The sequence below is a fragment of the Nocardia sp. FBN12 genome (assembly GCF_050320175.1).
Lineage (GTDB): Bacteria > Actinomycetota > Actinomycetes > Mycobacteriales > Mycobacteriaceae > Nocardia.
Genome location: NZ_CP190048.1, coordinates 5460809 through 5486134, shown reverse-complemented (window position 1 = coordinate 5486134; position 25326 = coordinate 5460809). Strand labels below are relative to the sequence as shown.

The window sequence follows — 25326 nt, the reverse complement described above, 5'->3', positions numbered from 1 at the left end:
GCAGCATACGACACACTGTTCCGGTGAGCGCCGAACTAATGGTCCTGCTGATCGTCATCGTCACAGCTCTCGCATTCGACTTCACGAACGGATTCCACGACACGGCCAACGCCATGGCGACCTCGATCGCCACCGGTGCGCTGAAGCCGAAGACGGCGGTGGCGCTCTCGGGCGTGCTGAACCTGATCGGTGCGTTTCTGTCGGTGTCGGTGGCGGCGACGGTGGCCAAGGGCATCGTGCAGTTGAACGAAGTGAGCGGGCAGGATCTCCTCGTCATCGTCTTCGCCGGTTTGGTCGGCGGCATCCTGTGGAACCTGTTCACCTGGCTGCTCGGCCTGCCGTCGAGTTCCTCACACGCGCTGTTCGGCGGGTTGATCGGCGCGACGATCGCCGCGCTCGGCTGGAACGGCGTGATCTGGGCTTCGGGTTCGGACGGCGTGCTGATCAAGATCGTGCTGCCCGCCATCCTCGCGCCGGTGATCGCGGCCGTGGTGGCGGCGATCGGCACGTTCCTGGTGTACCGGATCACCCACGGCGTGGACCAGGCGAAGACCGACGAGGGTTTCCGCTGGGGTCAGATCGGCTCGGCCTCGTTGGTGTCGCTGGCGCACGGCACCAACGACGCGCAGAAGACGATGGGCGTCATCTTCCTCGCGCTGGTCGCCTACGGCTCGCTGGGTCAGGACGACCACATGCCGCTGTGGGTGATGGCTTCCTGTGCGGTCGCGATCGCCCTCGGTACCTATCTCGGCGGCTGGCGGATCATCCGGACCCTCGGCAAGGGCCTGGTCGAGATCGAATCGCCGCAGGGTCTGGCCGCCGAATCGACGTCGGCCGCAATCATTCTCACTTCGGCGCACTTCGGCCTGCCGCTCTCGACCACGCAGACCGCCACCGGCGCGATCCTCGGTACCGGCATCGGCAAGGGCGCGGAGGTGCGCTGGCGGGTGATGGGCCGGATGGCTGTCGCCTGGCTGCTGACGCTGCCGATGGCGGGCATCGTCGGTGCGATCTGCTGGGCACTGGCACATCTCATCGGCGGGCTCCCTGGTGTCCTCGTGGTGTTCGGCATCCTGATCGCCGGCGCGCTCGGGATGTATCTGCGATCGCGCCGGGATCCGGTCGGCACGCACAATGTGAACGAGTGGCCGGAAGGCAAGCCACCCACTTCGGCGCAGCCGCCGATCGACCAGAATCACGCCGGGTAGAGGGGGAGCGAAAAGTGCAGACCGTGATCACCAATCTGAGTTCACTGTGGGAAGTGGTGCTCGCCGCGCTGATCTTCGGCGCCGGCGTCCCCGCGGTCTTCGCCTTCGCGGTGCGGTGGTGGGCAAATGCCGAGACCGTCGACGAGCAGGGCCGCGTCCACCGCAACTATCCCGCGCTGGCGGGAGCGCTGATCTGCGTGACCCTGATCGTCGTCGTGGTGATCACCGGAATCCTGTTCACCGCCAAGGCTTTCATCGCCCACCAGTTCGGCATCCACCTGTTCGGCCAATCATGAGTGAGGACGCCATGACCGATCCGAACCCCAGCCCCTCGGTCCGCGGCAACCTGCTCTCGCGGGTGCTCGGCTGGTTGCGCGCCGGGTATCCGCAGGGCATTCCGCAGTCGGACTACGTCGCCTTGTTCGCGGTGCTGCACCGCCACCTCACCGATTACGAAGTGGTCGTGATCGGGGAGCGGCTGGTGGAGGCCAGCCGTCCGGGCGAGAAGATCAGCGAGGCCGATATCGCCGCTGCCATCGCCGATTTCGCGAAGGAGCAGCCCGCGCCCGACGATGTCTCGCGCGTCGCTTCGCATCTGGCGGCCGGTGGCTGGCCGTTGGCCGAACCGCTCGACGACAGTGAACCCACTACCGAACAGAATTGATCGGTCGACGCTTCGACAATTCCGCTGCACCAGCGCAATTCACCGCGACAATGGCGAATCGCCTGGCTGACAGGCGATCGCGCGCTAGCATGCATCCGTGGTTCGGCGTGCGGAAGAAACCGATAGTGGTCGTAGTTACGGTGGATTGTCGCGCCAGCAGCGAGTAGCGCTACGCCGCAACAGGTTGACCGACGCGGCGCTGGAACTATTCGGCACCCAGGGATATTCGTCGACCTCGATCGAGCGACTGTGTTCGACCGCGAATGTGTCGACCCGTAGTTTCTACGAAGACATCGGTAGCCGCGAGGCATTGTTGATCGCGCTCGTCGATCGGTTGAACGCGGCCGCGCTGCGCCGCCTCGACGAGGCATTGGAACTCACCAGTGAACAGCCGCTGGTGGTGCGCGTCGTCGAGAGCTTCCGTGCGTTTCTCGCGGTGACCTGCCGGGATCGGCGGGCCGCGCGGGTGTTCTATGTCGAGGTCGTCGGGGTGAGTCCGGTGGTGGAGGAGTGGCGGCGCGCGCAGCGGCGGTCGATTTCAGCGCTGCTCACCCGCGAAGCGCAACGGGCCGCCGAACGCGGCGAGGCGGAATCGCGCAGCCTGCATCTGTTCGGCCTCGCGGTGATCGGCGCGGTGAATTCGCTCGCCCAGGAGATGGTGCACGCCACCGTTCCCGGTGACGCGATCTCGGTCGACGAGATCTGCGACGAGATCGCCTATTTCATCCGCTCGGGGCTCACCGTGCGCACCGCGGTCGCGCCTAGCTGACGCGAAAACGGGAGGCATCCGAATTCGGACGCCTCCCGTTTTTCAGTGGAGAATCAGATACCCATGCCCTCGGCGAGCAGCGGCCACGAGTCGTGCAGCGCCTGCTCCCAGTACGGCCAGTAGTGGGTGCCCATCGGGGTGAACTGGTAGGTCGCCGGGATACCCAGCGAGTCCAGCTTGGCCTTCAGGTTCTGGCTGCAGGCGTTGGTCGCCGCTTCGATGCCGATGCCGAGACCGAGGTTGATCACGCCCATCGGGCCGGGCGCGCCGTTGAGGTAGTAGGCCACGTCGGCGTTGGTCGGCATACCGCTACCGCTGGAGATGTAGAGGTTGGTGCCGCGCAGCTTCTCGGCGTTGATCACCGGGTCGTTCTCGACCCAGGCCGGATCGTTGTCCGGGCCGTACATGTTGACGGTCTTGCCGCCCGCCCAGGTCTCCGTCGAGAACTTGACGGCCTGCTTGCCCATCGGGTCGGCGATCTGCGCGCAGCCACTGTAGGCGGCGACGGACTTGAACAGACCCGGCTTGGCCTCGGCCAGCTGCAGCACCGAGGTGCCGGAGGTGGACAGCCCGGCCAGCGCGTTGCGGCCGGTCGAGTTGAGCGCGCTGTCGAGCAGCGGCGGGAGCTCCTGGGTGAAGAAGGTGGTCCACTTGTTCAGACCCAGCTTCGGGTCTTCCTGCTTCCAGTCGGTGTAGTAGCTGCCGCGACCACCGATCGGCTGGATCACATTGACCTGCTTGTCGGCGAGGAAGTCCAGCGCCTGGGTCTGCGCGTTCCAGCTGGCGGTGCCCTCACCGCCGTCGAGGCCGTTGAGCATGAAGAAGTTGGGGGCGGGCTTGGACTCGTCGACGGGACGCTGCACGTCGATCGTGATGTCCTTCTTCATCGCGGCCGAGTACACCTTCAGATGCCACACGCGTCCGTCTTTGACGATCGACGACACGGCCGAGGGCTTCTCGGGTTCGGCGGATGCGGCGCCACCGGCGACAACGGCCACCGACAACGCGGCGGTCAGTGCCACGGCGGTGGTGCGCAGCGCGGCCACGGTACGTAGTGCAGAGAGCTTCATCGAACAGTCGGTTCCAGTCCACGTGCCCTGTCGGGCACGTCATCGCAGTGCTTCCCCTGGTCGGTCGAGAGCATAGGCGCTCGAGCGTCTCGGGGCTGTCAGATCCTCCGACACTCTATGTCCTCTCACATGACCGAATCGTTACCGGTTCACATTTATCGTGACCTCGAGCACGATTTACGAGCCCGCAATCTGGGCTCCGATTCGGAAATGCCGCCGCAACCGGCCACTCTTATGGTGACGAGCATGGGTAAGGAAATCCCCGGTAGCGTGACCACCGGGATCGAGATCAGTGGGTTGAGCAAGACCTTCACGGTGGGCCGCAACACCGTCGACGCGCTGGACTCGGTCGATTTACGGACTTCGCACGGTGCATTCCTGTCCTTGCTCGGACCGTCCGGTTGCGGTAAATCGACGGTGCTGCGGATTCTGGCCGGCCTCGACGAACCGAGTGCGGGCACCGCGCGGATCAACGGCCTGTCTCCGGAACAATTGCGCGGCCGACATCAGCTGGGTATCGCGTTCCAGGATTCGGCGCTGCTGCCGTGGCGCAGCGTGGAGTCCAACATCCGGCTGCCACTGCAGGTGGCCGGGTTGCCCGCCGAACCGGACCGGATCGCCGAACTGATCGCGCTGGTCGGTCTCGAGGGATTCGAGAAGGCCAAGCCCGCGCAGTTGTCCGGCGGTATGCGCCAACGGGTTTCGATCGCACGCGCGCTGGTGGTGCAGCCGTCGGTGCTGTTGCTCGACGAACCGTTCGGCGCGCTCGACGACATGACGCGGCAGCGGCTGAACCTGGAACTGCTGCGCATCTGGACCGAGCGGCCCGCCACCACCCTGATGGTCACCCATGGGATCGGTGAGGCCGTGTTCCTCTCCGATGTGGTCGCGGTGATGAGCCCGCGACCGGGGCGGGTGCTGGAATTGGTGGAGATCGATCTGCCGCGTCCGCGCACCCCTGAGATGATGCGCACGCCGGAATTCCACAAGCTCTGTGATTACCTGTCGGAGTTGCTTTTCGGGCGGGGCGGGGTCGCGTGAGCGAGCAGCGTACCGACGGTCTGCCCGCGACCACTGCCGTGAATACGGCAGCAGCACAGCGCATCCCGACGTGGTTCGGGGACGGGCGGATCGCCGGGACGTTCGGTGTCGTCGCCTTGATCGCGCTGTGGTGGGCACTTGCCGCGGCCGGAACCGCGGGCGGGACGATTCCCACACCGTGGCGGGTGCTGTCGACCATGTGGTCGGACGGGTGGGGCCTCTACGGGCCGAACTTCCAGGTCACCGCGATCGGGGCCTTGCAGGGTTTCCTGTGGGGGAACGTGCTGGCCATCGGGATCGCGGCGCTGATCATGCTGGTGCCGCGGATCGAACCGCTCGCCACCCAGCTGGCCATCCTGAGCTACTGCACGCCGCTGGTGGCGCTCGGCCCGATCATCCTGGTGGTGTTCGGCGGACGCACACCCACGGTGTTCCTGGCCGCGATGTACTGCTTCTTCACCACGATGGTCGGCGCGGTGAGCGGATTGCGTTCGGCTGATCCGGCGAGCCTGGATCTGGTGCGCGCCTACGGCGGCGGTCGCTGGCAGCAGCTGTTTCGGGTCCAATCCATTGCCGCGCTGCCGAATACGTTCGCCGCCTTGAAGATCGCCGCGCCATCGGCGGTGCTCGGCGCGATCATCGGCGAGTACCTGGGTGGTGTCGACAGCGGTATCGGGGTCGCGCTCACCGCGGCGCAGACCGCCTACAACGTGCCGCGCACCTGGGGCATGGCCATCGCCGCCGCCGCGCTGGCCGGGCTCGGCTACGTGTTGGTGGCCGCAGCGGCCCGATTGATCACGCCGTGGACAACCGCGCAGGAGGGGCGATGACACAAGCCATTTCAGCGCCTGTACCAGAAGGGGTCCGCCGGTGACCGCCACTGTCCTGCGGAGGATCGGCCGCTTCCTGTTGCCGCTGGCCACCTCGTTGGTCCTGCTACTGGCGGTCTGGACGCTGTTTCTTCGCCTGTTCCCGCAGATCGGGCCGCGGGTGGGCAAGACACCGTCGGATGTCTGGGCCTATCTGGTGACCTCATCGGGTGCGCCGACCGCACGGCGGGCGATCTTCGACGACCTCGCGATCACCCTGGGCGACGCGGCATCCGGCTTCGTGGTCGGGATGGTCGGCGCGCTCGGTGTCGCCGCGCTGTTCGTGCTGTATTCGGCTGTGCAGCAGACCTTTATGCCGGTCGCGATGCTGTTGCGCTCGGTGCCGCTGGTGGCGCTGAGCCCGATCGTCGTGCTGATCTTCGGTCGTGGCACGGCGGGGGTGACGGTGCTGACGGCGATCGTCGTGTTCTTCCCCGCCCTGGTGATGATCATGACCGGCTTACGCGAAGCGCCCAGGCAGGCAATGGAATTGGTGACGGCCTACGGTGGGTCGCGCTGGACGCGGCTGCGGATGGTCGCGGTGCCCGCCGCGCTGCCGTCGGTGTTCGCCGCGGCCAGGGTCTCGGTGCCGGGTGCGTTGATCGGTGCGCTGCTGGGTGAATGGCTCGGCAGTGGAACAGGTTTGGGCGCGAGCCTGGTGCGGGCCATCCCGATGTTCCAGTACAACCGGCTGTGGGCCTCGATCGTGGTGGTCACGGTGGTCTCGGTGCTGCTGTACGCGATTGTCGGCGTCATCGAAAACCTGGTGCTCGCGCGATTCGGGCCGAGCGCGGGATCGTAATACTACGAACCGTTCTCGGCGCGCCTCCGCCGATGGACTGACCGGAGGGTGCGACGAAGGAGTGCCCGTAGGGAGGGAAGAGGTGGAGTTCAGCGCCGAGAACCGCGGCACCAGCCGCCAATAAACACAGCCGCAAAGAGAACGAAACGCATCGAATCTACATTCTGCGTATGAACAGTATCGACCGTCGTTCCCTTCTCCGCTTTTCCGCACTGACCGGCGCCGCGCTCGGCGGCGCCGGTCTGCTCGCCGCCTGCGGTGGTAGTTCGGCCACTTCCTCGAACGGTTCGACCGACGACGGCTCGAAATTCGGCAAGGTCGCTGTCCAGTTGTCCTGGATCAAGAACATCGAATTCGCGGGCGAGTATTTCGCCGATTCGAAAGGCTATTTCAAGGATGCGGGATTCGGTGCGGTAGATCTCGTCGCGGGTGGTGCGGCGTCGACGTCGGTGGAAGCAGGTCTCGATACCGGCAAGATCTGGCTCGGCCTTTCCGCGCCGCAGACCACCGCGCCCGCCGTGCTGGAAGGGCTGCCCGCCAAGATCGTCGGCGCGACCTATCAGAAGAACCCGTTCGCGATCGTCAGCGCGGCGGGTAAGCCGATCAAGTCGCCCGCGGACATGAAGGGCCGCAAGATCGGTGTGCAGGACACGAATCAGCTCATCTTCAGCGCGCTGCTGGCCGCCAACGGCATCAACCCCGGCGAGGTGACGGTGGTGCCCGCGCAGTTCGATCCGACCCCGCTCGCCAACGGTGAGGTCGACGGTTGGGTGAGCTACGTGACGAACGAGCCGATCACCCTGGCCGCCAAGGGCTTCGCCAACGACCACTTCCTGTTCGCCGACTTCGGCCTGCCGCTGGTCGCGGAGACGATGACCGTCAGCCAGCACACGATCGACAACGAGCGCGACAAGCTCAAGGCCTTCCTGACCGCCCAGATCAAGGGCTGGAAGGACGCTGTCGCCGCGCCCGCCGAGTCCGCGCGCCTGGCCGTCGAGGTCTACGGCAAGGACCTGAAACTCGACCTGGCCGAGCAGACGAAGGAAGCCACCGCGCAGAACGACCTGGTGGTCTCGGCCTCGACCAAGACCGACGGCCTGCTGACGATGTCCGACGCGCTGATCGCGCAGAACATCGCCGCGCTGAAGACCGCCAAGATCGACATCGAGGCCGACCAGCTCTTCGACATGTCGGTGATTCGTGAGATCTACGCCGAGAACCCGGGTCTGAAGTAGTACCTGGCCGGACTAGATCGCCATCCCCACCGAGGGCCTGGAGGCGTAGTCGCGTTGCGCGGCCAGGCGAAGGCCCGCACGGGAAGCGAGGAAATCGGCGGTGATGAAGACGGCCGTTTCGGCGGGGGTACGCGGGCCCGCTTCCAGCCCGGCGGGCACGTGCACGCGGGCCAGGGTGGGCTCGTCGAAGCCGCCTGCGCGCAGATCGTCGAGGCGGCGGGCCTGGTCGGCGGGGGTGCCGAGGGCGGCGAGGTACCCGAGCTCGGGTAGTCGTAGGGCGACGGTGAGCAGCGGGATCTCGAAGCGCGGTTCGTTGGCCAGCACCACGATCGCGGTAGTGGTGTCCACCTCGCCCGCGGCCGCGAGGGTGTTGAGGTAGCGATGCGGCCAGTCGACGACCACTTCGGCACCGGGGAACGACGCCGGGTCGGCGAACTCGGGGCGCGAGTCGCAGATGCTCACCCGGTAGCCGATCATCCGCGCCTGCGCCACGAGGGTGGCCGCATAGGCGTTGGCGCCGAAGATGATCAGACGCGGCGGCGGGCAGTACGAGGCGACGAACAGATCCGACTCGGGCAGTGCGACGAGCTCGGTCGCGTGCTTGCGATCGGTGACCAGATGCTGGCCGATCACATCGGGATCCTGATTCCACACCACGGTGAACACGGTGACCCGGCGATGGGCCTGGATATCAGCGGCGATGGTGGGGAATTCGGGAAAATCGCGGCAGGAGAACGGCTCTACGAAGATGTCGACGAGCGTGCCGTCGTCGGCGCTCGATTCCAGCCCGGTGAGCATGCTGTAGCGACGCAGTTGCCGGACACCGGTGCGACCGGCTTCCAGTGCCGCCTCGTAGACGGTCTCTTCCAGCCGGCCGGAGGCGATGGATCCGAAGACGCCACCGTTGGGGGTGACGAGCATCGAGGAGCCGATCGGCAGGGAATTGGTGCCGATGGTACGGACCACGGTGGCGAGGCCGCCCGTACGGCCCGAATGCCACACTCGCAGAAGGTCATCGACGATATCGCGCATATCTCAAAACTCCGATCATCGTGCGCCGACTTCCGGGAAATCGCGATCGGTCCCTGTCGCCAAGTCGTCGCACGTGACGCACACCATATCCTGTCGACCGCCCAAATAGGAACCGGCTCCGGAATCACCCGAGGCGCTGGCCGATATGGCTTCCCAGTGCTTGTTCTCGATCACAACGGGGTGTCCAGGTGTGTTGTGAAACACAGCACGGGCAAGTCCGCTCTGGCTCGAACGCGCGGCGGCGAGCACTCTGGCGACGACATCGGGCCCGATATCGGGGATGTCGACAGGCAGAAACGCCACGTAACGGGTGCCCGTCTCGGTGGCCGCGCGCAAGCCCGCGCGCACCGTCGCGGCGAGTCCGGTCGCCCAGTCGGCAACCCACCGCCATTCGGTGCCGTCGGGCAGACCGAGGGGGGCCGGATCGGGTCCGGTCGCGCCGAGCGCGACGATCACCGGATCGCAACCACCGTCGCGCAGCGCGGTGATCGCCGAGCGCAACCAGGCGCCGTTTTCGGCGAGTGCCTTGGGTTTGCCGTATCGCGTGCCCGCACCCGCCGCGAGGACGATGCCCGTGCACGAGGCGTGCGCGGAACGGTCGACTGGGGGCATGTTCGCGAAGGTAATGAGCCAATGTTGCCGGTCGATTACGGCAGGGGAGCGCAGCGACGACGACACGCCGACGTGATGGATTGCACATCGGTGGCGGCTCGGCGGGGATCGCGCGATGCTGGATCGATGACGAGCGAAGGGTTGAGCCTCGCGGGTTTCAACGATCTACCTGCGACGATGGCCGAAGAGGCACTGCTCGGTTGTTGCTCGGCGCCACGCTGGGCGCGGGCGATCGCGGCCGCGCGTCCCTATCCCACCGTGGAATCGTTGCTGGCGGCGGCCGATGCGGGATCGGCCGCACTCGACGACGCCGAGATCGACGAGGCGCTGGCCGGTCACCCGCGGATCGGCGACCGCACGATCTCGGCGAAGTCCGCGCGCGAGCAGTCCGGGGTCGGCGAGGACGTGCGCTCCGCGCTGGCCGAGGGCAATCGCGCCTACGAGGCGAAATTCGGCCATATCTACCTGGTCTGCGCCGCAGGTCGCGGCGGCGAGGAATTGCTCGCGATCCTGCGGGCGCGGCTGGACAACGATCCGTCGACGGAAAGGCAGGTCATGCGAACAGAATTGGCGAAGATCAACCGGCTGCGCCTGGCGGGACTGGTGGCGCCATGACGAGTGTGAGTACGCACGTCCTCGATGCCGTGCGCGGGGTGCCCGCCGCGGGTGTCGCGGTGTGGCTGGTGCGCGGTGAGCAGCGGCTCACCGAGGCCCTCACCGACGCCGACGGCCGGGTGAAAGAGCTCGCGGCCGGGCTGAATCCGGGTGATTACCAGCTGTACTTCGATACCGGCAGCTACTTCGCGGCGCAGGGCACCGAGACCTTCTATCCGGAGGTCTGCGTCGCGTTCACGGTGGGTGAGCAGCCGCATCTGCATGTGCCGCTGCTGCTGTCGCCGTTCGCCTATTCCACCTACCGAGGGAGCTGAGATGGCACTGAGTGGTCCGATCGTGTTGACCGACAACCGATATGGCAAGTCCGAGAATCGGGTTGTGCGTTTCTACAAAGAGAACGCGCGCCACGAGATTCGCGACGTGAACGTCTCGACCGCCCTACGCGGCGATTTCGAGGCGGCATATACCGATGGTGACCAGCGTCACGTCCTGCCCACCGATACCCAGAAGCACATGGCCTTCGTGTACTCGAAGAAGCCCGGACTCGACACCATCGAGGACTACGCGATCGCGCTGGGGAAGCATTTCGTCGATTCGGTCGATCCGGTGTCGAGTGCGCGCATCGACGTGGACTCCTACGGCTGGCAGCGGGTTTCGGTCGATGGTGCCGAACATGATCACACCTGGGTGCGCCAGGGCCCCGAGGTGCGTACGGCCGCGGTGACCGTGGCGGGTAAGGGTGCGCAGCAGCAGCGGTGGGTGATCGGCGGGATCAAGGATCTGGTGCTGCTCAAGTCCACCGGCTCGGAGTTCGCGGACTTCCTCACCGACGAGTACACAACGCTCGCGCCGACCCACGATCGGGTGCTGGCCAGTTCACTGGTGGTCCAGTGGCGGTTCGCCGAGACCAGCGGATTCGACTGGGACGAGGTGTACGCCGGAATTCGCGCGACCCTGCTCGAGCTGTTCGCGACCACGTATTCCAAGGCGTTGCAGCAGACGCTGTACGCGATGGGAACGGCTGCGCTGGAACGCTTTCCGATGTTGGCCGAGATCCGGTTGTCGGCGCCGAACAAACATCACTTCGACTACGACCTGGCGCGGTTCGAGATCGAGAACAAGGGTGAGGTGTTCTGGGCGGCCGACCGGCCGTACGGCTCGATCCACGCCACCCTGGCACGTGCGGATGCTGCCGATGCGGGGATTGCGTGGCAGCCGTGAGTGATCTGCTGATCTACGGATGCGCGGTGGTGACCGTCGACGCGGCGGGCACCGAGTACCGCCGAGGCTGGGTCACAGTGCGTGGCAACAAGATCGAGGCTGTGGGCGAGGGTGCGCCGCCGGAGGTCGGTCCGGAGGTCGCGCGGATCGACGGGCGCGGCTGCGTGCTCACGCCAGGTCTGGTCAACACCCACCACCACCTGTACCAGTGGATCACCCGCGGGCTGGCCGCCGACAACACGCTGTTCGAGTGGCTGACCACGTTGTATCCGGTGTGGGCGCGGATCGACGAGAAATCGGTGCGGACCGCGGCCACCGGCGCGCTGGTTTCGCTGGCGCGCAGTGGGTGCACGACGTCGTCGGATCACCATTACGTGTTCCCGCGCGGTGGCGGCGATCTGCTCGCGGCGGAGATCGGGGCGGCGGCCGAAGTGGGGCTCCGGTTCCATCCGGCGCGCGGGTCGATGGATCTCGGGCAGAGCAAGGGCGGGCTGCCGCCGGACTCTGTGGTGGAGTCCATCGACGACATTCTCGCCGCTAGCTCCTCGGCCATCGAGGACTGGCACGACCCGTCCTTCGACGCGATGGTGCGGGTCGCGCTGGCCCCCTGCTCGCCGTTCTCGGTGACCGCCGACCTCATGCGCGAGTCCGCGGCACTGGCCCGTTCCACCGGGGTCCGGCTGCACACCCACCTCGCCGAAACCCTCGATGAGCAGGACTTCTGCCAGGACAAATTCGGCTGCACGCCCGCCGAGTACATGGAACAGCTCGGCTGGCTGGGTGACGACGTCTGGTACGCCCATGCCGTGCACCTCGACGATCCGGCGATCGCGGCGATGGCTCGCACCGGGACCGGGATCGCGCACTGCCCCACCTCCAACGGCCGGTTGGGCGCCGGAATCGCGCGGACCGCCGACCTGGTGGCGGCCGGTGTGCCCGTCGGCCTCGGGGTCGACGGCGCGGCGAGCAACGAGTCGAGTTCGATGATCGAGGAACCGCGCAACGCGTTGCTGTACGCGCGGGCGGTCGGCGGTCCGCGGGCGATGACGGTGCGCACGGCGCTGGAGCTGGCGACCATGGGTGGAGCGCGGGTGCTCGGGCGGGCCGCGGAGATCGGGTCGATCGAGCCCGGCAAGCTGGCGGACCTGGCGCTGTGGCGGCTGGATACACCCGCTCACGCCGGTATCGAGGATCCTGTCGTCGCGCTGATCCTCGGGTCGGCCCCGCCGCTGGCCGCGCTGGTGGTGAACGGGCGTGAGGTTGTTCGCGACGATGTGGTGCTGACGGTGGACGAGGCGTCAGTGGGTGCCGATGTCGCCCAAGCGCAGGCAACGCTGCTGGCCGGTGGGTGATCTCGCGGGCCTCGGTGGGTCATGCGGCGGGCGGGCCGGAGCCGGCTGCCGTCGCGGGTCGTCGGCGGCGTGCTGAACTGCGGGTTTGCCGGAACCGGCGCACACTGGATGGCGTACACCGGGTTAACCGCGGCGCAATCTGGCGCGGGTTTCGTGCAACATCGTGGCAACTCCCGGCCCCTACTGTGGCCGGTGAGGTTAGCGAGGTGAACGTGGATCTGGATACTGTTTCCGAGGTTGTCCTCGCCCGCGAACGCGCCGATCTGGCGCAGGTCGGAGCGGGGAGCGCGGTGCTGGCGGGCGGCACCTTCCTGTTCTCCGAACCACACGATCACCTCGACCGGCTGGTCGACATCACCACCCTCGGCTGGACACCGTTGACCGCGTCCGCGCAGGGTCTGGAGATCGCCGCGACCTGCACCCTCGCGGAATTCGCCGGTGCGAGGCCGGGCCGTGAACTCGGTACCCCGATGTTGCGACCGGAGTGGCCGGGCACGACGCTGTTCGCCCAGTCCTGCCGCGCCCTGCTCGCCTCGCACAAGATCTGGCGCACGGCCACCGTCGGCGGGAATGTCTGTCTGTCACTGCCCGCCGGTGCGGTACTCGGCGCGCTCGTCGCCTTGGACGCGACGGCGGTGATCTGGCCACGCGGCGGCGGCGAACGTCGAATAGCTTTGCGTGACTTCGTCACCGGGCCGGGCGAGAACTTGCTGGCCACGGGCGCGGTCGTGCGCTCGTTCCTGGTCCCCACCTCGAGTCTGCTGGCGCACACCAGCTTTCGCAAGATCGCTTTGGCCCCACTCGGTCGTTCTGGATCGGTGGTGATGGGCAGGCGCGATGTCGGCGAACGGTGCGCGATCACCATCACCGCCGCCACCGTTCGCCCGATCGTCCTCGACTTCGATGCCGTCCCATCGCAATTGGATCTCACCGACGCACTGGCCGAACTGGATGCCGACGTGTGGTTCGACGACCCGCACGGCGCGCCGGACTGGCGTCAGCACGTGACCGGGCTGCTGGCGGCCGAGGTCGCCGCCGAACTCAGGGAGGCGTCGTGAGTTCAGCGGGTTCCGGCGAGCACCCGATCCAGGTGTTGCCGCCGACGCACACATCCGACCGGCCGAAGGCGGCCTGCGCGGCCGAATCGTGCTGACCACGGCACAAGGAGGTGGTTCATGAGACTCGATATCGACGGCCGCGCGGTCGAGGTGACCGCGCGCCCCGGCCAGTGCCTGCGCACGCTGCTGCGCGAACACGGCGAGCTCGCGGTCAAGAAGGGCTGCGACTCCGGCGACTGCGGTGCCTGCTCGGTACTGCTCGACGGCGAACCCGTCCACTCCTGCCTGATCCCGGCCCACCGCGCCGCCGACCGCGCGGTGACGACCGCCGCGGGCCTCGGCGATCCGGGCGCCCCGAACCCGGTGCAGCGCGGCTTCGTCGAGAACGCCGGCTTTCAATGCGGTTTCTGCACCGCCGGAATGGTGGTGACAGCATCGGGTCTGGCCGCCGCCCGGCCCGACACAGCTGTGGACAACTTGCCTGCTCAGGCAGTCGCCGATGCCGAACGCGCCGAACTGCTGAAGGGAAACCTGTGCCGCTGCACGGGTTATCGCGCTATCGCCGACTCTTTGTCCACACCCTGTGCAGCACTGTGCACAGATGACGAGGCCGACTTGTCGCCGCAGACCTGTGTCGCGCAGGCGGCGTCCGGGTTCGGCGAGGTGACCGCCGACCGATCCGACGATAGTTCGTCAGTCACGCGCGGCGTTACCGAAAAAGTCGCGAAGCAGCCGGGCACTGAACCTCCGCCGGCTTCTTCGCACACCGATGACGCTCAGTCCGCTCGGGGAGACGTCCGGCCGGGAAACGATGAGGTGGCGCGATCCGATGAGTCGTTCGGTGCGGCGGGACCTGCTGTCGAGTCCTATGTGACACACGGCCACCCGGGTCGGTTGGCTGGTGAGGTCACCACGGTGTCGGCCGAGGAGGGGCCCGCGGTCGCGGTATCTGCCGTGTTGGGGGCGCAAGCGCGGGTCGGTGGCGTGATGCGGCGGAAGTATCGGGCGGGGCAGATCGGCGACGGGGTTGCGGCGCCCGCTGGGGCACGGATTGTGCGGGGTGGGGAGGCGTTCACGATGGATGTGGTGCCGGGGGCCGGGGACCGGATGCCGCCGGTGGCACCCTGGCATCTTGCCGTGTCGGCCAGTCCGCACGCGCACGCGCGGATCGTGTCCATCGATGTGGCCGCGGCGCAGGCTGTTCCGGGTGTGCGGGTGGTGTTGACACATGTGGATGGACCGCGAACCGCGTTCTCCACGGCGCGCCACGAACTGCGCGAGGACGATCCCGACGACACCTTCGTGCTCGATCGAACGGTCCGATTCGTGGGGCAGCGTGTGGCCGCGGTAGTGGGGGATACCTTGGCCGCCGCACGTGCCGGAGTGCGTGCGCTTCGAGTCGAGTACGAGGTACTGTCCGCGGTATTCGACCCCGAGGCCGCCTTGGCCGACGGCGCACCGCGACTGCATGCCGACAAGCCGGACTCGGCACGGATCGCCGATGCCCAGCGCAATCTGATCGCCGAGATCCACGGTGGCGTGGGCGATTTCGAGGCGGGGGTCGCAGCGGCCGCGAAGGTGGTGAGCGGCGTCTGGAATTCGCCTCGCGTGCAGCACGTGCACCTGGAAACCCACGGTGGGATCGGCTGGCTCGACGACGCGGGCAGGCTCGTCGTCCGGTCGAGCACGCAGGTGCCCTTCCTGGTGCGCGACGAACTCTGTCACGTATTCGGGCTGGATCGAGATCGCGTGCGGGTGTTCGCGGCTCGCGTCGGCGGCGGGTTCGGTGCGAAGCAGGAGATGCTGGCCGAGGACCTGATCGCACTGGCCGTCCTGCGCACCGGGCACCCCGTGCAATACGAGTTCACCCGCACAGATGAATTCACCTCCGCCACTTGCCGTCACCCGATGCGCGTCGCGGTCACCGCCGCAGCCGACGCGGCGGGCATCCTGACCGCCCTCTCGGTGGACGTCCTCGCCGACGCGGGCGCCTACGGCAACCACAGTGCAGGCGTGATGTTCCATTCGGTCGGCGAATCGGTGGCCGTCTACCGCTGCCCGAACAAGCGGGTCGACGCACAAGCGGTGTACACCAACAACATTCCGTCCGGCGCGTTCCGTGGTTACGGGCTCGGCCAGGTGATCTTCGGCGTCGAGTCGGCGATCGACGAACTCGCCCGCGAACTCGGCATGGACCCCTTCGAGTTCCGCCGCCGCAATGTGGTGATCCCGGGCGACCGGTTCACCGGCGCCGAAATCGACGAGTCCGACCTGACTTTCGGCAGCTACGGCCTCGACCAATGCCTCGACACCGCCCAGCGGGCACTGCGCCGCGGCAACGGTGTCGCCGCACCCGGTCCGGACTGGCAGGTGGGTGAGGGAATGGCTGTGGCGATGATCGCGACCGTCCCGCCGCGCGGCCATCATGCCGATGCCACGGCGAGCTTGCTACGTGACGGACGCTACGAAATCGGCGTCGGCACAGCGGAATTCGGTAACGGCACCACCACGGTCCATGCCCAGTTAGCGGCAACGGCACTGGCCACCGCCGCCGAGCGGATCGTCGTCCGGCAGTCCGACACCGACGTCGTCGGCCACGACACGGGCGCGTTCGGCTCCACCGGCACCATGGTCGCGGGCAAGGCTTCCTACGCGGCGGCGCTCGAACTGCACGCGATGCTGCTGGCCAGGGCGGCGAAAGTGAGCGGTCATCCAGAGCGCGACTGCCTACTCGAAGCGGGCGGCGTGCGCTGCGGCGACGAGCTGATCACCGCCGCGCAGCTGCTGGCCGACGGCGACCTCATCGCCCACGGCACCCACGCGGGCACGCCGCGCTCGGTGAGTTTCAATGTGCACGCGTTCCGGGTGGCGGTCCAGCCGTCGACCGGCGTGGTGCGGATCCTGCAGTCGATCCAGGTCGCCGACGCGGGCACGGTGCTCAACCCGGTGCAGCTGCGCGGCCAGGTGGAAGGCGGTGTGGCCCAGGCGATCGGCACCGCGCTCTACGAGGACATGCGTTCGGACAATGGTGTGGTGACCACCAGGACGCTGCGCCACTATCACGTCCCGCAGTTCGCCGATCTGCCACGCACCGAGGTCTATTTCGCCGAAACCAGTGACGAACTGGGCCCGCTGGGTGCCAAATCGATGAGTGAGTCCCCGTACAACCCGGTGGCCCCGGCCTTGGCGAACGCGGTCCGCGACGCCATCGGTGTCCGGCCGGACCGATTACCGATGACCGCCGACCGTGTGTGGCGTGCCATCCAGGAAGGAACCGCCGGGTGAGTACCCGTATCCCCGAACACATTCGGGCCCGAATCGATGCTGTTCTCGACTCCGTCGACGCCGACCTACGCGTGCGCTACCCCGGCGCGGGCGACCGGGTGCAACCCGTGCACACCGCCTACGTCCCGGCCGATCGCGCGTCCGCGCAGACCCCCGCCGAGTGGGGCGCCGCCGCGTTGGAGCTGCTGCATCGGCACGCCGACTTCCTCGTCGGCCTCGACGTCACCGATTCGCTGCAGGCCGTCCGCCGCCAACTCACCGATCAGCCGGTGCAGGACATGCGCATCGACTTCGAAGACGGTTACGGTTTCCGTACTGACGAGGAAGAGGACGCGGCGGCGAAGGTGGCGGGCGAGGCGCTGGCGGCGTGGGCCGAAAAGCCGGGTGCGCCAGCATCATTCGGCGTGAGAACCAAGGGACTGGCCGCGAACGAACGTCGCCGCGCGCTGCGGACCCTCGAATTGGTCCTAGACGGCGCGGGTGGCGCGCTGCCCGGCTTCGTGTTCACCGTGCCGAAAATCCGTGCCGCGGAGCAGGTGCCTGCGATCGTCGACCTGTGCACCGGACTCGAGCGCGGCCACGGCCTGCCGGAACGTTCCCTGCGTTTCGAACTGCAGATCGAGAGCCCGCAGGCGATCATCGCGCCCGACGGCACCGCACCGATCGCGAAGATGATTCACCTGGCCGACGGACGCTGCAGCGCACTGCATTTCGGCACCTACGACTACACCGCCGCCTGCGGTATCGCGGCCACCGATCAGGCCCTCGACCATCCCGCCGCCGACTTCGCCAAGTCGGTGATGCAGGTCGCCGCCGCGCAGACGGGCGTGTGGATCTGTGACGGTTCGACCCAGATCGTGCCGGATGCCGATCCAGAAGGTGCGATGGCCAACCATCATCGGCTGGTCGAGCGTGCCCTGCGCCGTGGCTACTACCAGGGCTGGGACATGCACCCCGGCCACCTGATCACCCGCTGGCTTGCCACTTACGACTTCTTCCGCAGCGCGTCCCAGGTGGCGGTGCCTCGGCTGACCGCCTATCTGGAACGGCGCGGCGGGGGCGTGCTGGACGAGCCGGCGACCGCCGAAGCCTTGGCGAGCACCGTGCTGCGCGGCCTGCGGGCAGGTGCCTACACCGAGGCTGAGCTTCTCGCGACCGCACCGGGCCTGACCAGCGACGTTCTGCTCGACCTCGCCGCTCGGCGAGTACGCCCGACGTGAAGCACCCACATAGCGGTATACCGGTAATGTCGGAGGAGGCGCCGCACAGTCGATGAGAGCGCAGTGTCGCGCACCCGGCGCAATATTTTCAGACGAGGTGCCCCGCCCGGCTTCGGTCGCGGGCACCCGACTCAGGAGGCACCCGTGAGCCGATCCAACGGCACCGACGATTTCACCCTGCTCCCGGATCTGGCCGTCCGCACCCTCGGCGGTTCGGTGATCTGGGCGAACGACGAATTCTTCGCGGAGAAGGAGAACCTGGTCAGCCCGGGTCCGTCGGAATATCAGCCGGCGACGTTCGGCCACAAGGGGCAGGTCTACGACGGCTGGGAGACCCGCAGGCATCGCGGCAAGCCCGGTGACGATTCGGCCGTTGTCCGGCTCGGTGTACCCGGCGTGATCCGTGGTGTCGTGGTGGACACCGCCTGGTTCAAGGGCAACTATCCGCCCGAGGTGTCGCTGTCGGCGCTCGCGATCGAGGGCTACCCGCCTGCCGAGGAAATCGCCGCCCGCACCGACTGGGTGACCCTGCTCGACCGTGTGAAGGTGGGCGGTGACAGCCGCAATCCCTTCGTCGTGGACGACGAAAACCGCTGGACCCATGTGAAACTCACCATGCATCCCGATGGTGGCGTTGCCCGTCTTCGGGTGCACGGCGAAGGTCGCCCCGACACCGCGGTGCTCGGCCTCGGCCCGCTCGACCTCGCCGCGCTGGAGAACGGGGCCCTCGTGCTCGACTGCTCCAATCGGTTCTACAGCTCACCCAACCAGCTGCTCTATCCCGGTCTGGCCAGGGAAATGGGCGACGGCTGGGAGACCGCGCGCCGCCGCGACGACGGAAACGACTGGGTGCGAATCAAACTCGCGGGCCCCGGTGCGATTCGCCTGGCCGAGATCGACACCTCCTGTTTCCTCGGTAACAGCCCCGGCTCGGCCTCGCTCACCGGATTCACCAGTGACGGAACAGAAGTCGAACTCCTGCCCCGCACCGACCTGCTGCCCGACACCCGCCACCGGTTCGCGCTCCAGCCTGCGGCCGCTTCGGTCGTGGAGGTGCGCCTGGATATCTATCCCGACGGCGGCCTCGCCCGGCTGCGCCTCTACGGGGAGTTGAGCGCGTGACAGGAGCACGTGATTTCGTCGGGTACGGCCCGACGCCGCCCGACCCGCAATGGCCCGGCGGTGCGCGCATCGCGGTGCAGTTCGTGCTGAATTACGAAGAGGGCGGGGAGAACAACGTCCTCGACGGTTCGGCGCACTCGGAGACCTTCCTCTCCGAGATGACGCCCGCCGAGGCCTTCCCGAACCGGCACATGAGCATGGAATCGCTCTACGAGTACGGTTCCCGCGCCGGGCTGTGGCGGGTGCTGCGCGCCTTCGAACGGCGTGGTCTGCCGCTCACCGTGTTCGCGGTCGCGCGCGCCATGGAGCGCAATCCCGAAGCGGTAGCGGCATTTTCGGAACTCGGCTACGAGATCGCCAGTCACGGCCTGCGGTGGCAGTCCTACCAACTCGTCGACGCCGATGTCGAACGCGCCGACATGGCCGAGGCCGTGCGCATCCTCACCGAACTCACCGGTGCGGCGCCGCTGGGCTGGTACACCGGCCGCGACTCACCCCGCACCCGCGAATTGGTCGTCGAACACGGCGGTTTCGCCTACGACTCCGACTCCTACGCCGACGACCTGCCCTACTGGACCGAGGTCAACGGCCACAACCACCTGGTCGTCCCCTACACCCTCGACACCAACGACATGCGCTTCGCGTCCCCCGCGGGCTTCGCCAACGGCGACGAGTTCTACGCCCACCTGCGCGACGCCTTCGACCTCCTCTACCGAGAAGGCTCCGAAGGCGCCCCCAAAATGCTCTCCATCGGCCTGCACTGCCGAATAGCGGGCCGCCCCGCCCGCACCGTCGGCCTCGAACGCTTCCTCGACCACGTCCAATCCCACGACAAGGTGTGGATAACCCGCCGCATCGACATCGCCGAACACTGGCGCAAAGTCCACCCGGCGGGCCTGCTCGGCAACTGACGGCGAAACGTCGACCCCGCTACCCACGGGGTCGACGTCCGCTCAACCCCTAGGCCAAGCCGCACCGTTCGATATTGGTCAGCGTGACCTGGCGATCCGATTCCTTGGCCTGGGGAACGCGGTTGTACGCGCCCATCGAGTCCATGTAGGTGACGAACACGTCAGCGATCTCCTCCGGCGTCGCGTCGGGCTTGCTCGCGCGGACGTTGTCGACCAGCGCACGCGTGGTGTCGCACTGCTCTTCCTGGGTGAAGATCGGCGGCGGGTCGGCGTGCGCGAACGCAGGCGCGAGCAGCAACACAAAAGCGGCCAGTACGGCGGATCTGACAATTCTCACGCACGCGACTGTACTGGGGCGGAAGATGATGTGGCTCTATCGATCTCACGGCAAGGCTCTGAATTGCGGGTAACGCGCCACGTCGGAGGTGCCGTAACCATCCCTGCCGCTTCCCCGCACCGAACCCCGATTTGCGTCCTCGGCCAACACTTGGTCCGCGTGTTCGCAGCCGTGCTTCTCGCCGTAAGCATCGTTGTTCAGGACAGGCGGTATTCGCGGTCGCCGAAGTCGGCGATGATGTTCAATTTCCCGCCTAAGGCACGGACGTAGGCGCGAAGGGTCGAGAGTGTCACGACGTCGAGTTCGCCGCGTTCGAGTGCGCTGACTCGCGGCTGGCTTACTCCCATCGCTGCCGCCAGTTCGGTCTGTGACCGGTCTTGGTCGGTGCGAACTTGAGCAAGGTGCCACGCTCGTACATGGTCCTCGGTGATCTGATTCGCGCGGTCCAGATCCTCGTCATTCAAATCGAGTTCGGTAAGCAACTGCTCGACACCGTCATAGGACGGCCACTTCATGTCATCGGCTGGGTTCGTCATCGCGCTTCTCCTTCCCGTCCTCGCTGCGCCGCCAAAGCTCGACATATTGCAAATATAATGAATATGTTATGGGGCGCAACCCTGTCTTTGTCAGGCGAACAGTGCGCTGACGAAGGGGAGGGAGTCGACTAGGGAGGCGTTGACGGTGCCGTCGTGGTCGGTGGGGTAGGTGTGGGGGGTGGCGGGTTGGTTGGTGGCTTTCAGGACTGCGAAGTAGCGGAGGGTTTCGGGGGTTACCACGTCGGTGTCGAGGAGGCCTTGGCCGAGGAAGAGGGGGCGGTCGAAGCCGGATTCGGGCAGGCCCATGTAGTGGGAGAGGAGGGCGTGCGCGTTGGGGAGGGAGGCGAGGGGGCGGGCGAAAAGGCTGCCGATGGAGGGCTTTTCAGCGGCCAGGTCGTCGCCGAGGGGGCCGATGCAGGCGGTTTGGGAGCGGGCCAGCCAGGTGCGGCCGGTGTCGGTGAGCAGGCCGTCGATGTCGAGGTCGGGGTAGGTGGTGCGCAGGCCGCTGAGGATGTAGAGGACGTAGGCGGTGAGGTGCGAGCTCAGGGCGACCGGGGGCACGCCGGGGCCCGCGAGGCTGATCACGTCTTCGATGTAGGCGGGGACGCCGGTGGACACCGCGCCTCGGTAATCGAGTGCGGGGCCGCCGAATTCGGTGGCGTAGCGGGCGGTGAACACCGCGGCGCCGCCGCCCTGGGACTGGCCGACCACGGCCCACTTGTTCGACAGGGACGAGTACTGCTCGGTGGCGGCCTTCACCGCGTCGACCACGTTGTGTGCTTCGGCGATGCCGTTGAGGTAGGGATGTTCGCCGGGTCCGCCGAGGCCCGCGTAATCGGCGGCGACGATCGCGTAGCCCTGCTTCAGCCAGGTACCGAGATAGGCCCAGTCCCGCTCGACCGCGGCGGGTCCGGCCACGCTGTAAGCACAGTCGTCGCCGAGGCCGACGGTGCCGTGCGCCCACGCGATCACCGGCCAGCCGCCCTCGGGTGCCTCGCCGGCCGGGAAGTACACGGCCGCGCTGGTGGTGGTCGGCTGATCGCCCGCAGTGGTCGAGCGGTAGAGCAGGCGCTCGGCGCGGGCCGAACCGGGCAGGGTCGCCGCGGCGGACAGTGACTCGACGCCGATGGGGGTGCCCGCCGTGGTCGGTTGTGCGCTCGCCACCGGAACCAGGCTCAGGGTCGCCGCCAACAGGGTCAGCGATACCGCCGCGATCCTCGAAATTCTCATGGACCCACTCTTTCGTGATGCGCGCCCGGTTCCGAGCGTCCGTCGTCTCAGTGGATGAGTGTTGCGCATGCCACGCTGTGCACCCACTTCTGGGGGCGAAGGGGGCGATACCCGCGCCGTGACCGAATCGAGTGACGACACGCACACCAATCGTGTCCGGCGTGGTGTGTGAGAGCCCTCACAGAGTGCGAGGCTCGGGTGTGTCGACGAGGGAGGTGGTCATGATCGCTAACAGTACGAGCGTTATGCTAAAACTCCTGGTCAGCCCTACCCATCGGTAGGGCGAGTACTTGCAATTAGCCCGCTAATTTCGCAAAGTTAGCAAACGCGTCGGCAAAACTAGCTGAGATTCACACAACCAACAGGTAGACGGCCATTTCCAGGTGTGTCATTGTTTGGAAGTACACCCCTTGGGCCCTAGTAAGTCCTAGCAAGCCTGCAAATTGCTCCAGCAGTACGAGATGTGCAACCGAAAGCGTTCAGCCGCCGGTTGATTCGCACGCCGACTGCGTGGAGCACCGACCACACGAGGAAGTGGAGTCAAGAGATGTCTCTCCCCGGCACCCCGAAGACCGCAGCGGAAATCCAGCAGGATTGGGACACCAACCCGCGTTGGAAGGGCCTCACCCGCACCTACTCCGCCGAGCAGGTTTCCAAGCTGCAGGGCAACGTCGTCGAGGAGCACACCCTCGCCCGTCGCGGTTCGGAGATCCTGTGGGACCTCGTGAACAACGAGGACTACATCAACTCGCTGGGCGCCCTCACCGGCAACCAGGCCGTGCAGCAGGTTCGCGCCGGCCTGAAGGCCATCTACCTGTCCGGTTGGCAGGTCGCCGGTGACGCCAACCTGTCCGGCCACACCTACCCGGACCAGTCGCTGTACCCGGCGAACTCGGTTCCCGCGGTCGTGCGTCGCATCAACAACGCCCTGTCGCGCGCCGACGAGATCTCCAAGGTCGAGGGCGACGAGTCGGTCAAGAACTGGCTGGCCCCGATCGTGGCCGACGCCGAGGCCGGCTTCGGTGGCGCCCTGAACGCCTACGAGCTGCAGAAGGCCATGATCGTGGCCGGCGCCGCCGGTGTGCACTGGGAAGACCAGCTGGCTTCGGAGAAGAAGTGCGGCCACCTCGGTGGCAAGGTGCTGATCCCCACCCAGCAGCACATCCGCACTCTTACGTCTGCCCGGCTCGCTGCTGATGTCGCCGACGTGCCGTCGGTGATCATCGCCCGCACCGACGCCGAGGCCGCCACCCTCATCACCTCCGATGTGGACGAGCGCGACCGTGAGTTCCTGGACGGCACCCGTACCGCCGAGGGCTTCTTCGGTGTGAAGAACGGCATCGAGCCCTGCATCGCGCGTGCCAAGGCCTACGCCCCCTTCGCCGACCTCATCTGGATGGAGACCGGTATCCCGGATCTCGAGGTCGCGCGCAAGTTCGCCGAGTCGGTTCGCAGCGAGTTCCCGGACCAGCTGCTGGCCTACAACTGCTCGCCTTCGTTCAACTGGAAGGCGCACCTGGACGACGCGACCATCGCGAAGTTCCAGCGTGAGCTCGGCGCGATGGGCTTCAAGTTCCAGTTCATCACCCTGGCGGGCTTCCACTCGCTCAACTACGGCATGTTCGACCTGGCGCACGGCTACGCTCGCGAGGGCATGACCGCGTTCGTCGACCTGCAGGAGCGCGAGTTCAAGGCTGCTGCCGAGCGTGGCTTCACCGCCATCAAGCACCAGCGTGAGGTCGGTGCCGGCTACTTCGACACCATCGCCACCACCGTGGACCCGAACACTTCGACGGCTGCCCTGAAGGGTTCCACCGAAGAAGGTCAGTTCCACTGAGTTGCTTTGACTAGCAACGGATTTCCTCTACGCAGGTAGGGGTGTACGCCCTCCCCTGTCGATCAGCCCCGACAGGGGAGGGCATCCCTATACTGTGGGCCGAAATCTGAAAGATTTCGGCCCGCCCCCGCCTCTGGACTGACCGGAGGGTGCGACGAAGGAGTGCCCGGAGGGAGGGAAGAGGCGGGGTTACAGGGCCGAAATCCGCGGCGCCAGCCGCTAATAGATACAGGAGCGGGACGTGAGCAGCAGCGAGAAGATTCAGCGCGTTGGCATCATCGGCGCCGGACAGATGGGCGCGGGCATCGCGGAGGTGTGCGCACGCGCGCACGTCGACGTCCTCGTCTACGAGGCCACCCGTGAACTCGCCGCTGCGGGTCGCGCACGCATCCTGCGTTCGCTGGATCGTGGCGTGAGCAGTGGCAAGATCACTGAGCGCGAGCGTGAGCAGGCCGCATGGCGGCTGCGCTTCACCTCCGATCTCAGCGACTTCGCCGACCGTCAGCTGGTGGTCGAGGCCGTTGTCGAGAACGAAGAGGTCAAGACGGCCATCTTCGCCGAGCTGGACAAGGTCGTCACCGACCCCAACGCCGTGCTCGCCTCCAACACCTCCTCGATCCCGATCATGAAGATCGCCGTCGCCACCGCGAACCCCGAGCGGGTGGTCGGTCTGCACTTCTTCAACCCGGTGCCGGTGCTGCCGCTGGTCGAGCTGGTCACCACCTTGAAGACGAGCGAGCCGGTCGCCAAGCGCGCCGAGCAGTTCGCCGCCGAGATCCTCGGCAAGCAGATCGTGCGCTCGGCCGACCGCTCCGGTTTCGTCGTCAACGCGCTGCTGGTGCCGTATCTGCTCTCGGCGATCCGGATGGTCGAGTCGGGCTTCGCCACCAAGGACGACGTCGACAAGGCGATGGTGCTCGGCTGTGCGCACCCGATGGGCCCGCTGGCGCTGACCGACCTGGTCGGCCTCGACACGGTGAAGTCGATCGCGGACTCGATGTACTCCGAGTTCAAGGAGCCGCTGTACTCCGCGCCGCCGCTGTTGATGCGCATGGTCGAAGCCGGGCTGCTCGGTAAGAAGACCGGAGCCGGGTTCTACCAGTACGGCAAGTAGGGGACGGCCTTTATTCGGGTTGTTCGGTAGGGACGCATCAGGACCACCCGCTCGGGGTCGTTTGGTGGCTGTGTTTATTGGAGCGCTGGCGCGCTCGAGCGGGGCCCTTCGGGCCCCTGATCTTCCCTCCCTACGGGTACTCCTTCGTCGCACCCTCCGGTCAGTCCAGATCAGGGCGGGCCCCCT

25 protein-coding genes are annotated in these 25326 nt (G+C 66.9%); 19 read left to right on the top strand and 6 right to left on the bottom strand.

From position 1 onward, the window contains the following. The first annotated feature begins 23 nt into the window (after window positions 1-23). The 4 genes from ACQHI0_RS25840 to ACQHI0_RS25825 all read left to right on the top strand — a co-directional run bounded on the left by ACQHI0_RS25840 (window position 24) and on the right by ACQHI0_RS25825 (window position 2641). Window positions 24-1208 carry an inorganic phosphate transporter gene (locus tag ACQHI0_RS25840; protein ID WP_427904380.1) on the top strand — a complete coding sequence of 395 codons (1185 nt, stop codon included), beginning with the start codon at window positions 24-26 and terminating at the stop codon, window positions 1206-1208. A 14-nt stretch (window positions 1209-1222) separates the two neighbouring features. After that, the gene (locus tag ACQHI0_RS25835) at window positions 1223-1504 is read left to right on the top strand and encodes a hypothetical protein (RefSeq protein WP_427904379.1); all 282 of its coding nucleotides are present in this window, start codon (window positions 1223-1225) and stop codon (window positions 1502-1504) included. A gap of 11 nt (window positions 1505-1515) precedes the next feature. Beyond that, the gene (locus ACQHI0_RS25830; protein ID WP_427904378.1) at window positions 1516-1872 is read left to right on the top strand and encodes a DUF3349 domain-containing protein; all 357 of its coding nucleotides are present in this window, start codon (window positions 1516-1518) and stop codon (window positions 1870-1872) included. 97 nt (window positions 1873-1969) lie between these two features. Continuing rightward, window positions 1970-2641: a TetR/AcrR family transcriptional regulator gene (locus tag ACQHI0_RS25825; RefSeq protein WP_427904377.1), complete on the top strand. Its 672-nt coding sequence runs from the start codon at window positions 1970-1972 to the stop codon at window positions 2639-2641. Window positions 2642-2694: 53 nt separating this feature from the next. On the opposite strand, the gene ACQHI0_RS25820 is transcribed toward ACQHI0_RS25825, so the two are convergent. Continuing rightward, entirely contained in the window at window positions 2695-3711 is a 1017-nt protein-coding gene (locus tag ACQHI0_RS25820) for an alpha/beta hydrolase (protein WP_427904376.1), read from the bottom strand. A 246-nt stretch (window positions 3712-3957) separates the two neighbouring features. Between ACQHI0_RS25820 and ACQHI0_RS25815 the strand changes: the two genes are divergently transcribed. The 4 genes from ACQHI0_RS25815 to ACQHI0_RS25800 all read left to right on the top strand — a co-directional run bounded on the left by ACQHI0_RS25815 (window position 3958) and on the right by ACQHI0_RS25800 (window position 7658). Beyond that, window positions 3958-4752 carry an ABC transporter ATP-binding protein gene (locus ACQHI0_RS25815; RefSeq protein WP_427904375.1) on the top strand — a complete coding sequence of 265 codons (795 nt, stop codon included), beginning with the start codon at window positions 3958-3960 and terminating at the stop codon, window positions 4750-4752. A gap of 38 nt (window positions 4753-4790) precedes the next feature. Then, the gene (locus ACQHI0_RS25810; RefSeq protein WP_427909299.1) at window positions 4791-5582 is read left to right on the top strand and encodes an ABC transporter permease; all 792 of its coding nucleotides are present in this window, start codon (window positions 4791-4793) and stop codon (window positions 5580-5582) included. Window positions 5583-5622: 40 nt separating this feature from the next. Beyond that, window positions 5623-6423 carry an ABC transporter permease gene (locus tag ACQHI0_RS25805; RefSeq protein ID WP_427904374.1) on the top strand — a complete coding sequence of 267 codons (801 nt, stop codon included), beginning with the start codon at window positions 5623-5625 and terminating at the stop codon, window positions 6421-6423. A 170-nt stretch (window positions 6424-6593) separates the two neighbouring features. Further along, complete coding sequence (locus tag ACQHI0_RS25800; RefSeq protein ID WP_427904373.1) at window positions 6594-7658, top strand: ABC transporter substrate-binding protein; 1065 nt, start codon at window positions 6594-6596, stop codon at window positions 7656-7658. A 12-nt stretch (window positions 7659-7670) separates the two neighbouring features. Here ACQHI0_RS25800 and ACQHI0_RS25795 read toward each other — a convergent pair whose 3' ends face one another. Together ACQHI0_RS25795 and ACQHI0_RS25790 are read right to left on the bottom strand one after the other, a co-directional pair. Beyond that, the gene (locus ACQHI0_RS25795) at window positions 7671-8690 is read right to left on the bottom strand and encodes an XdhC family protein (protein ID WP_427904372.1); all 1020 of its coding nucleotides are present in this window, start codon (window positions 8688-8690) and stop codon (window positions 7671-7673) included. 15 nt (window positions 8691-8705) lie between these two features. Continuing rightward, window positions 8706-9302, bottom strand: coding sequence for a nucleotidyltransferase family protein (locus ACQHI0_RS25790; RefSeq protein ID WP_427904371.1), 597 nt, complete (start codon window positions 9300-9302; stop codon window positions 8706-8708). Between the two features lie 126 nt (window positions 9303-9428). Between ACQHI0_RS25790 and uraD the strand changes: the two genes are divergently transcribed. The 9 genes from uraD (at window position 9429) to puuE (ending at window position 20086) form a co-directional block, all read left to right on the top strand. Next, the gene (gene uraD, locus ACQHI0_RS25785) at window positions 9429-9917 is read left to right on the top strand and encodes a 2-oxo-4-hydroxy-4-carboxy-5-ureidoimidazoline decarboxylase (protein WP_427904370.1); all 489 of its coding nucleotides are present in this window, start codon (window positions 9429-9431) and stop codon (window positions 9915-9917) included. Then, window positions 9914-10231 carry a hydroxyisourate hydrolase gene (gene uraH, locus ACQHI0_RS25780; protein WP_427904369.1) on the top strand — a complete coding sequence of 106 codons (318 nt, stop codon included), beginning with the start codon at window positions 9914-9916 and terminating at the stop codon, window positions 10229-10231. Before uraD ends, uraH begins: the two co-directional genes overlap by 4 nt. Before the next feature lies 1 nt (window position 10232). Next, window positions 10233-11138 (top strand): factor-independent urate hydroxylase, encoded by a 906-nt coding sequence (gene pucL / locus ACQHI0_RS25775; RefSeq protein WP_427904368.1) that lies wholly within the window; start codon window positions 10233-10235, stop codon window positions 11136-11138. Further along, window positions 11126-12490: an 8-oxoguanine deaminase gene (locus tag ACQHI0_RS25770; RefSeq protein ID WP_427904367.1), complete on the top strand. Its 1365-nt coding sequence runs from the start codon at window positions 11126-11128 to the stop codon at window positions 12488-12490. Before pucL ends, ACQHI0_RS25770 begins: the two co-directional genes overlap by 13 nt. 206 nt (window positions 12491-12696) lie before the next feature. Continuing rightward, on the top strand, window positions 12697-13548 hold the full coding sequence (locus tag ACQHI0_RS25765; protein WP_427904366.1) for an FAD binding domain-containing protein: 852 nt from the start codon (window positions 12697-12699) through the stop codon (window positions 13546-13548). Window positions 13549-13665: 117 nt separating this feature from the next. After that, a complete protein-coding gene (locus ACQHI0_RS25760) occupies window positions 13666-16833 on the top strand; it encodes a molybdopterin-dependent oxidoreductase (protein WP_427904365.1) in 3168 nt (1055 codons plus the stop codon). Then, window positions 16830-18053, top strand: coding sequence for a DUF6986 family protein (locus tag ACQHI0_RS25755; RefSeq protein ID WP_427904364.1), 1224 nt, complete (start codon window positions 16830-16832; stop codon window positions 18051-18053). The genes ACQHI0_RS25760 and ACQHI0_RS25755 overlap by 4 nt, the downstream gene beginning before the upstream one ends. A gap of 144 nt (window positions 18054-18197) precedes the next feature. Further along, window positions 18198-19175: an allantoicase gene (alc, locus tag ACQHI0_RS25750; RefSeq protein ID WP_427904363.1), complete on the top strand. Its 978-nt coding sequence runs from the start codon at window positions 18198-18200 to the stop codon at window positions 19173-19175. Next, on the top strand, window positions 19172-20086 hold the full coding sequence (puuE, locus tag ACQHI0_RS25745) for an allantoinase PuuE (RefSeq protein ID WP_427904362.1): 915 nt from the start codon (window positions 19172-19174) through the stop codon (window positions 20084-20086). The genes alc and puuE overlap by 4 nt, the downstream gene beginning before the upstream one ends. A 49-nt stretch (window positions 20087-20135) precedes the next feature. On the opposite strand, the gene ACQHI0_RS25740 is transcribed toward puuE, so the two are convergent. The 3 genes from ACQHI0_RS25740 to ACQHI0_RS25730 form a co-directional block, all read right to left on the bottom strand. Next, on the bottom strand, window positions 20136-20423 hold the full coding sequence (locus tag ACQHI0_RS25740) for a hypothetical protein (protein ID WP_427904361.1): 288 nt from the start codon (window positions 20421-20423) through the stop codon (window positions 20136-20138). Window positions 20424-20620: 197 nt separating this feature from the next. After that, entirely contained in the window at window positions 20621-20959 is a 339-nt protein-coding gene (locus ACQHI0_RS25735; protein ID WP_427904360.1) for a helix-turn-helix domain-containing protein, read from the bottom strand. A gap of 90 nt (window positions 20960-21049) precedes the next feature. Then, window positions 21050-22189, bottom strand: coding sequence for an alpha/beta hydrolase family protein (locus tag ACQHI0_RS25730; protein ID WP_427904359.1), 1140 nt, complete (start codon window positions 22187-22189; stop codon window positions 21050-21052). Between the two features lie 547 nt (window positions 22190-22736). Between ACQHI0_RS25730 and aceA the strand changes: the two genes are divergently transcribed. Then, window positions 22737-24026, top strand: coding sequence for an isocitrate lyase (gene aceA / locus ACQHI0_RS25725; RefSeq protein ID WP_067450000.1), 1290 nt, complete (start codon window positions 22737-22739; stop codon window positions 24024-24026). Between the two features lie 241 nt (window positions 24027-24267). Then, a complete protein-coding gene (locus ACQHI0_RS25720) occupies window positions 24268-25140 on the top strand; it encodes a 3-hydroxybutyryl-CoA dehydrogenase (RefSeq protein ID WP_427904358.1) in 873 nt (290 codons plus the stop codon). Window positions 25141-25326: the final 186 nt, after the last annotated feature.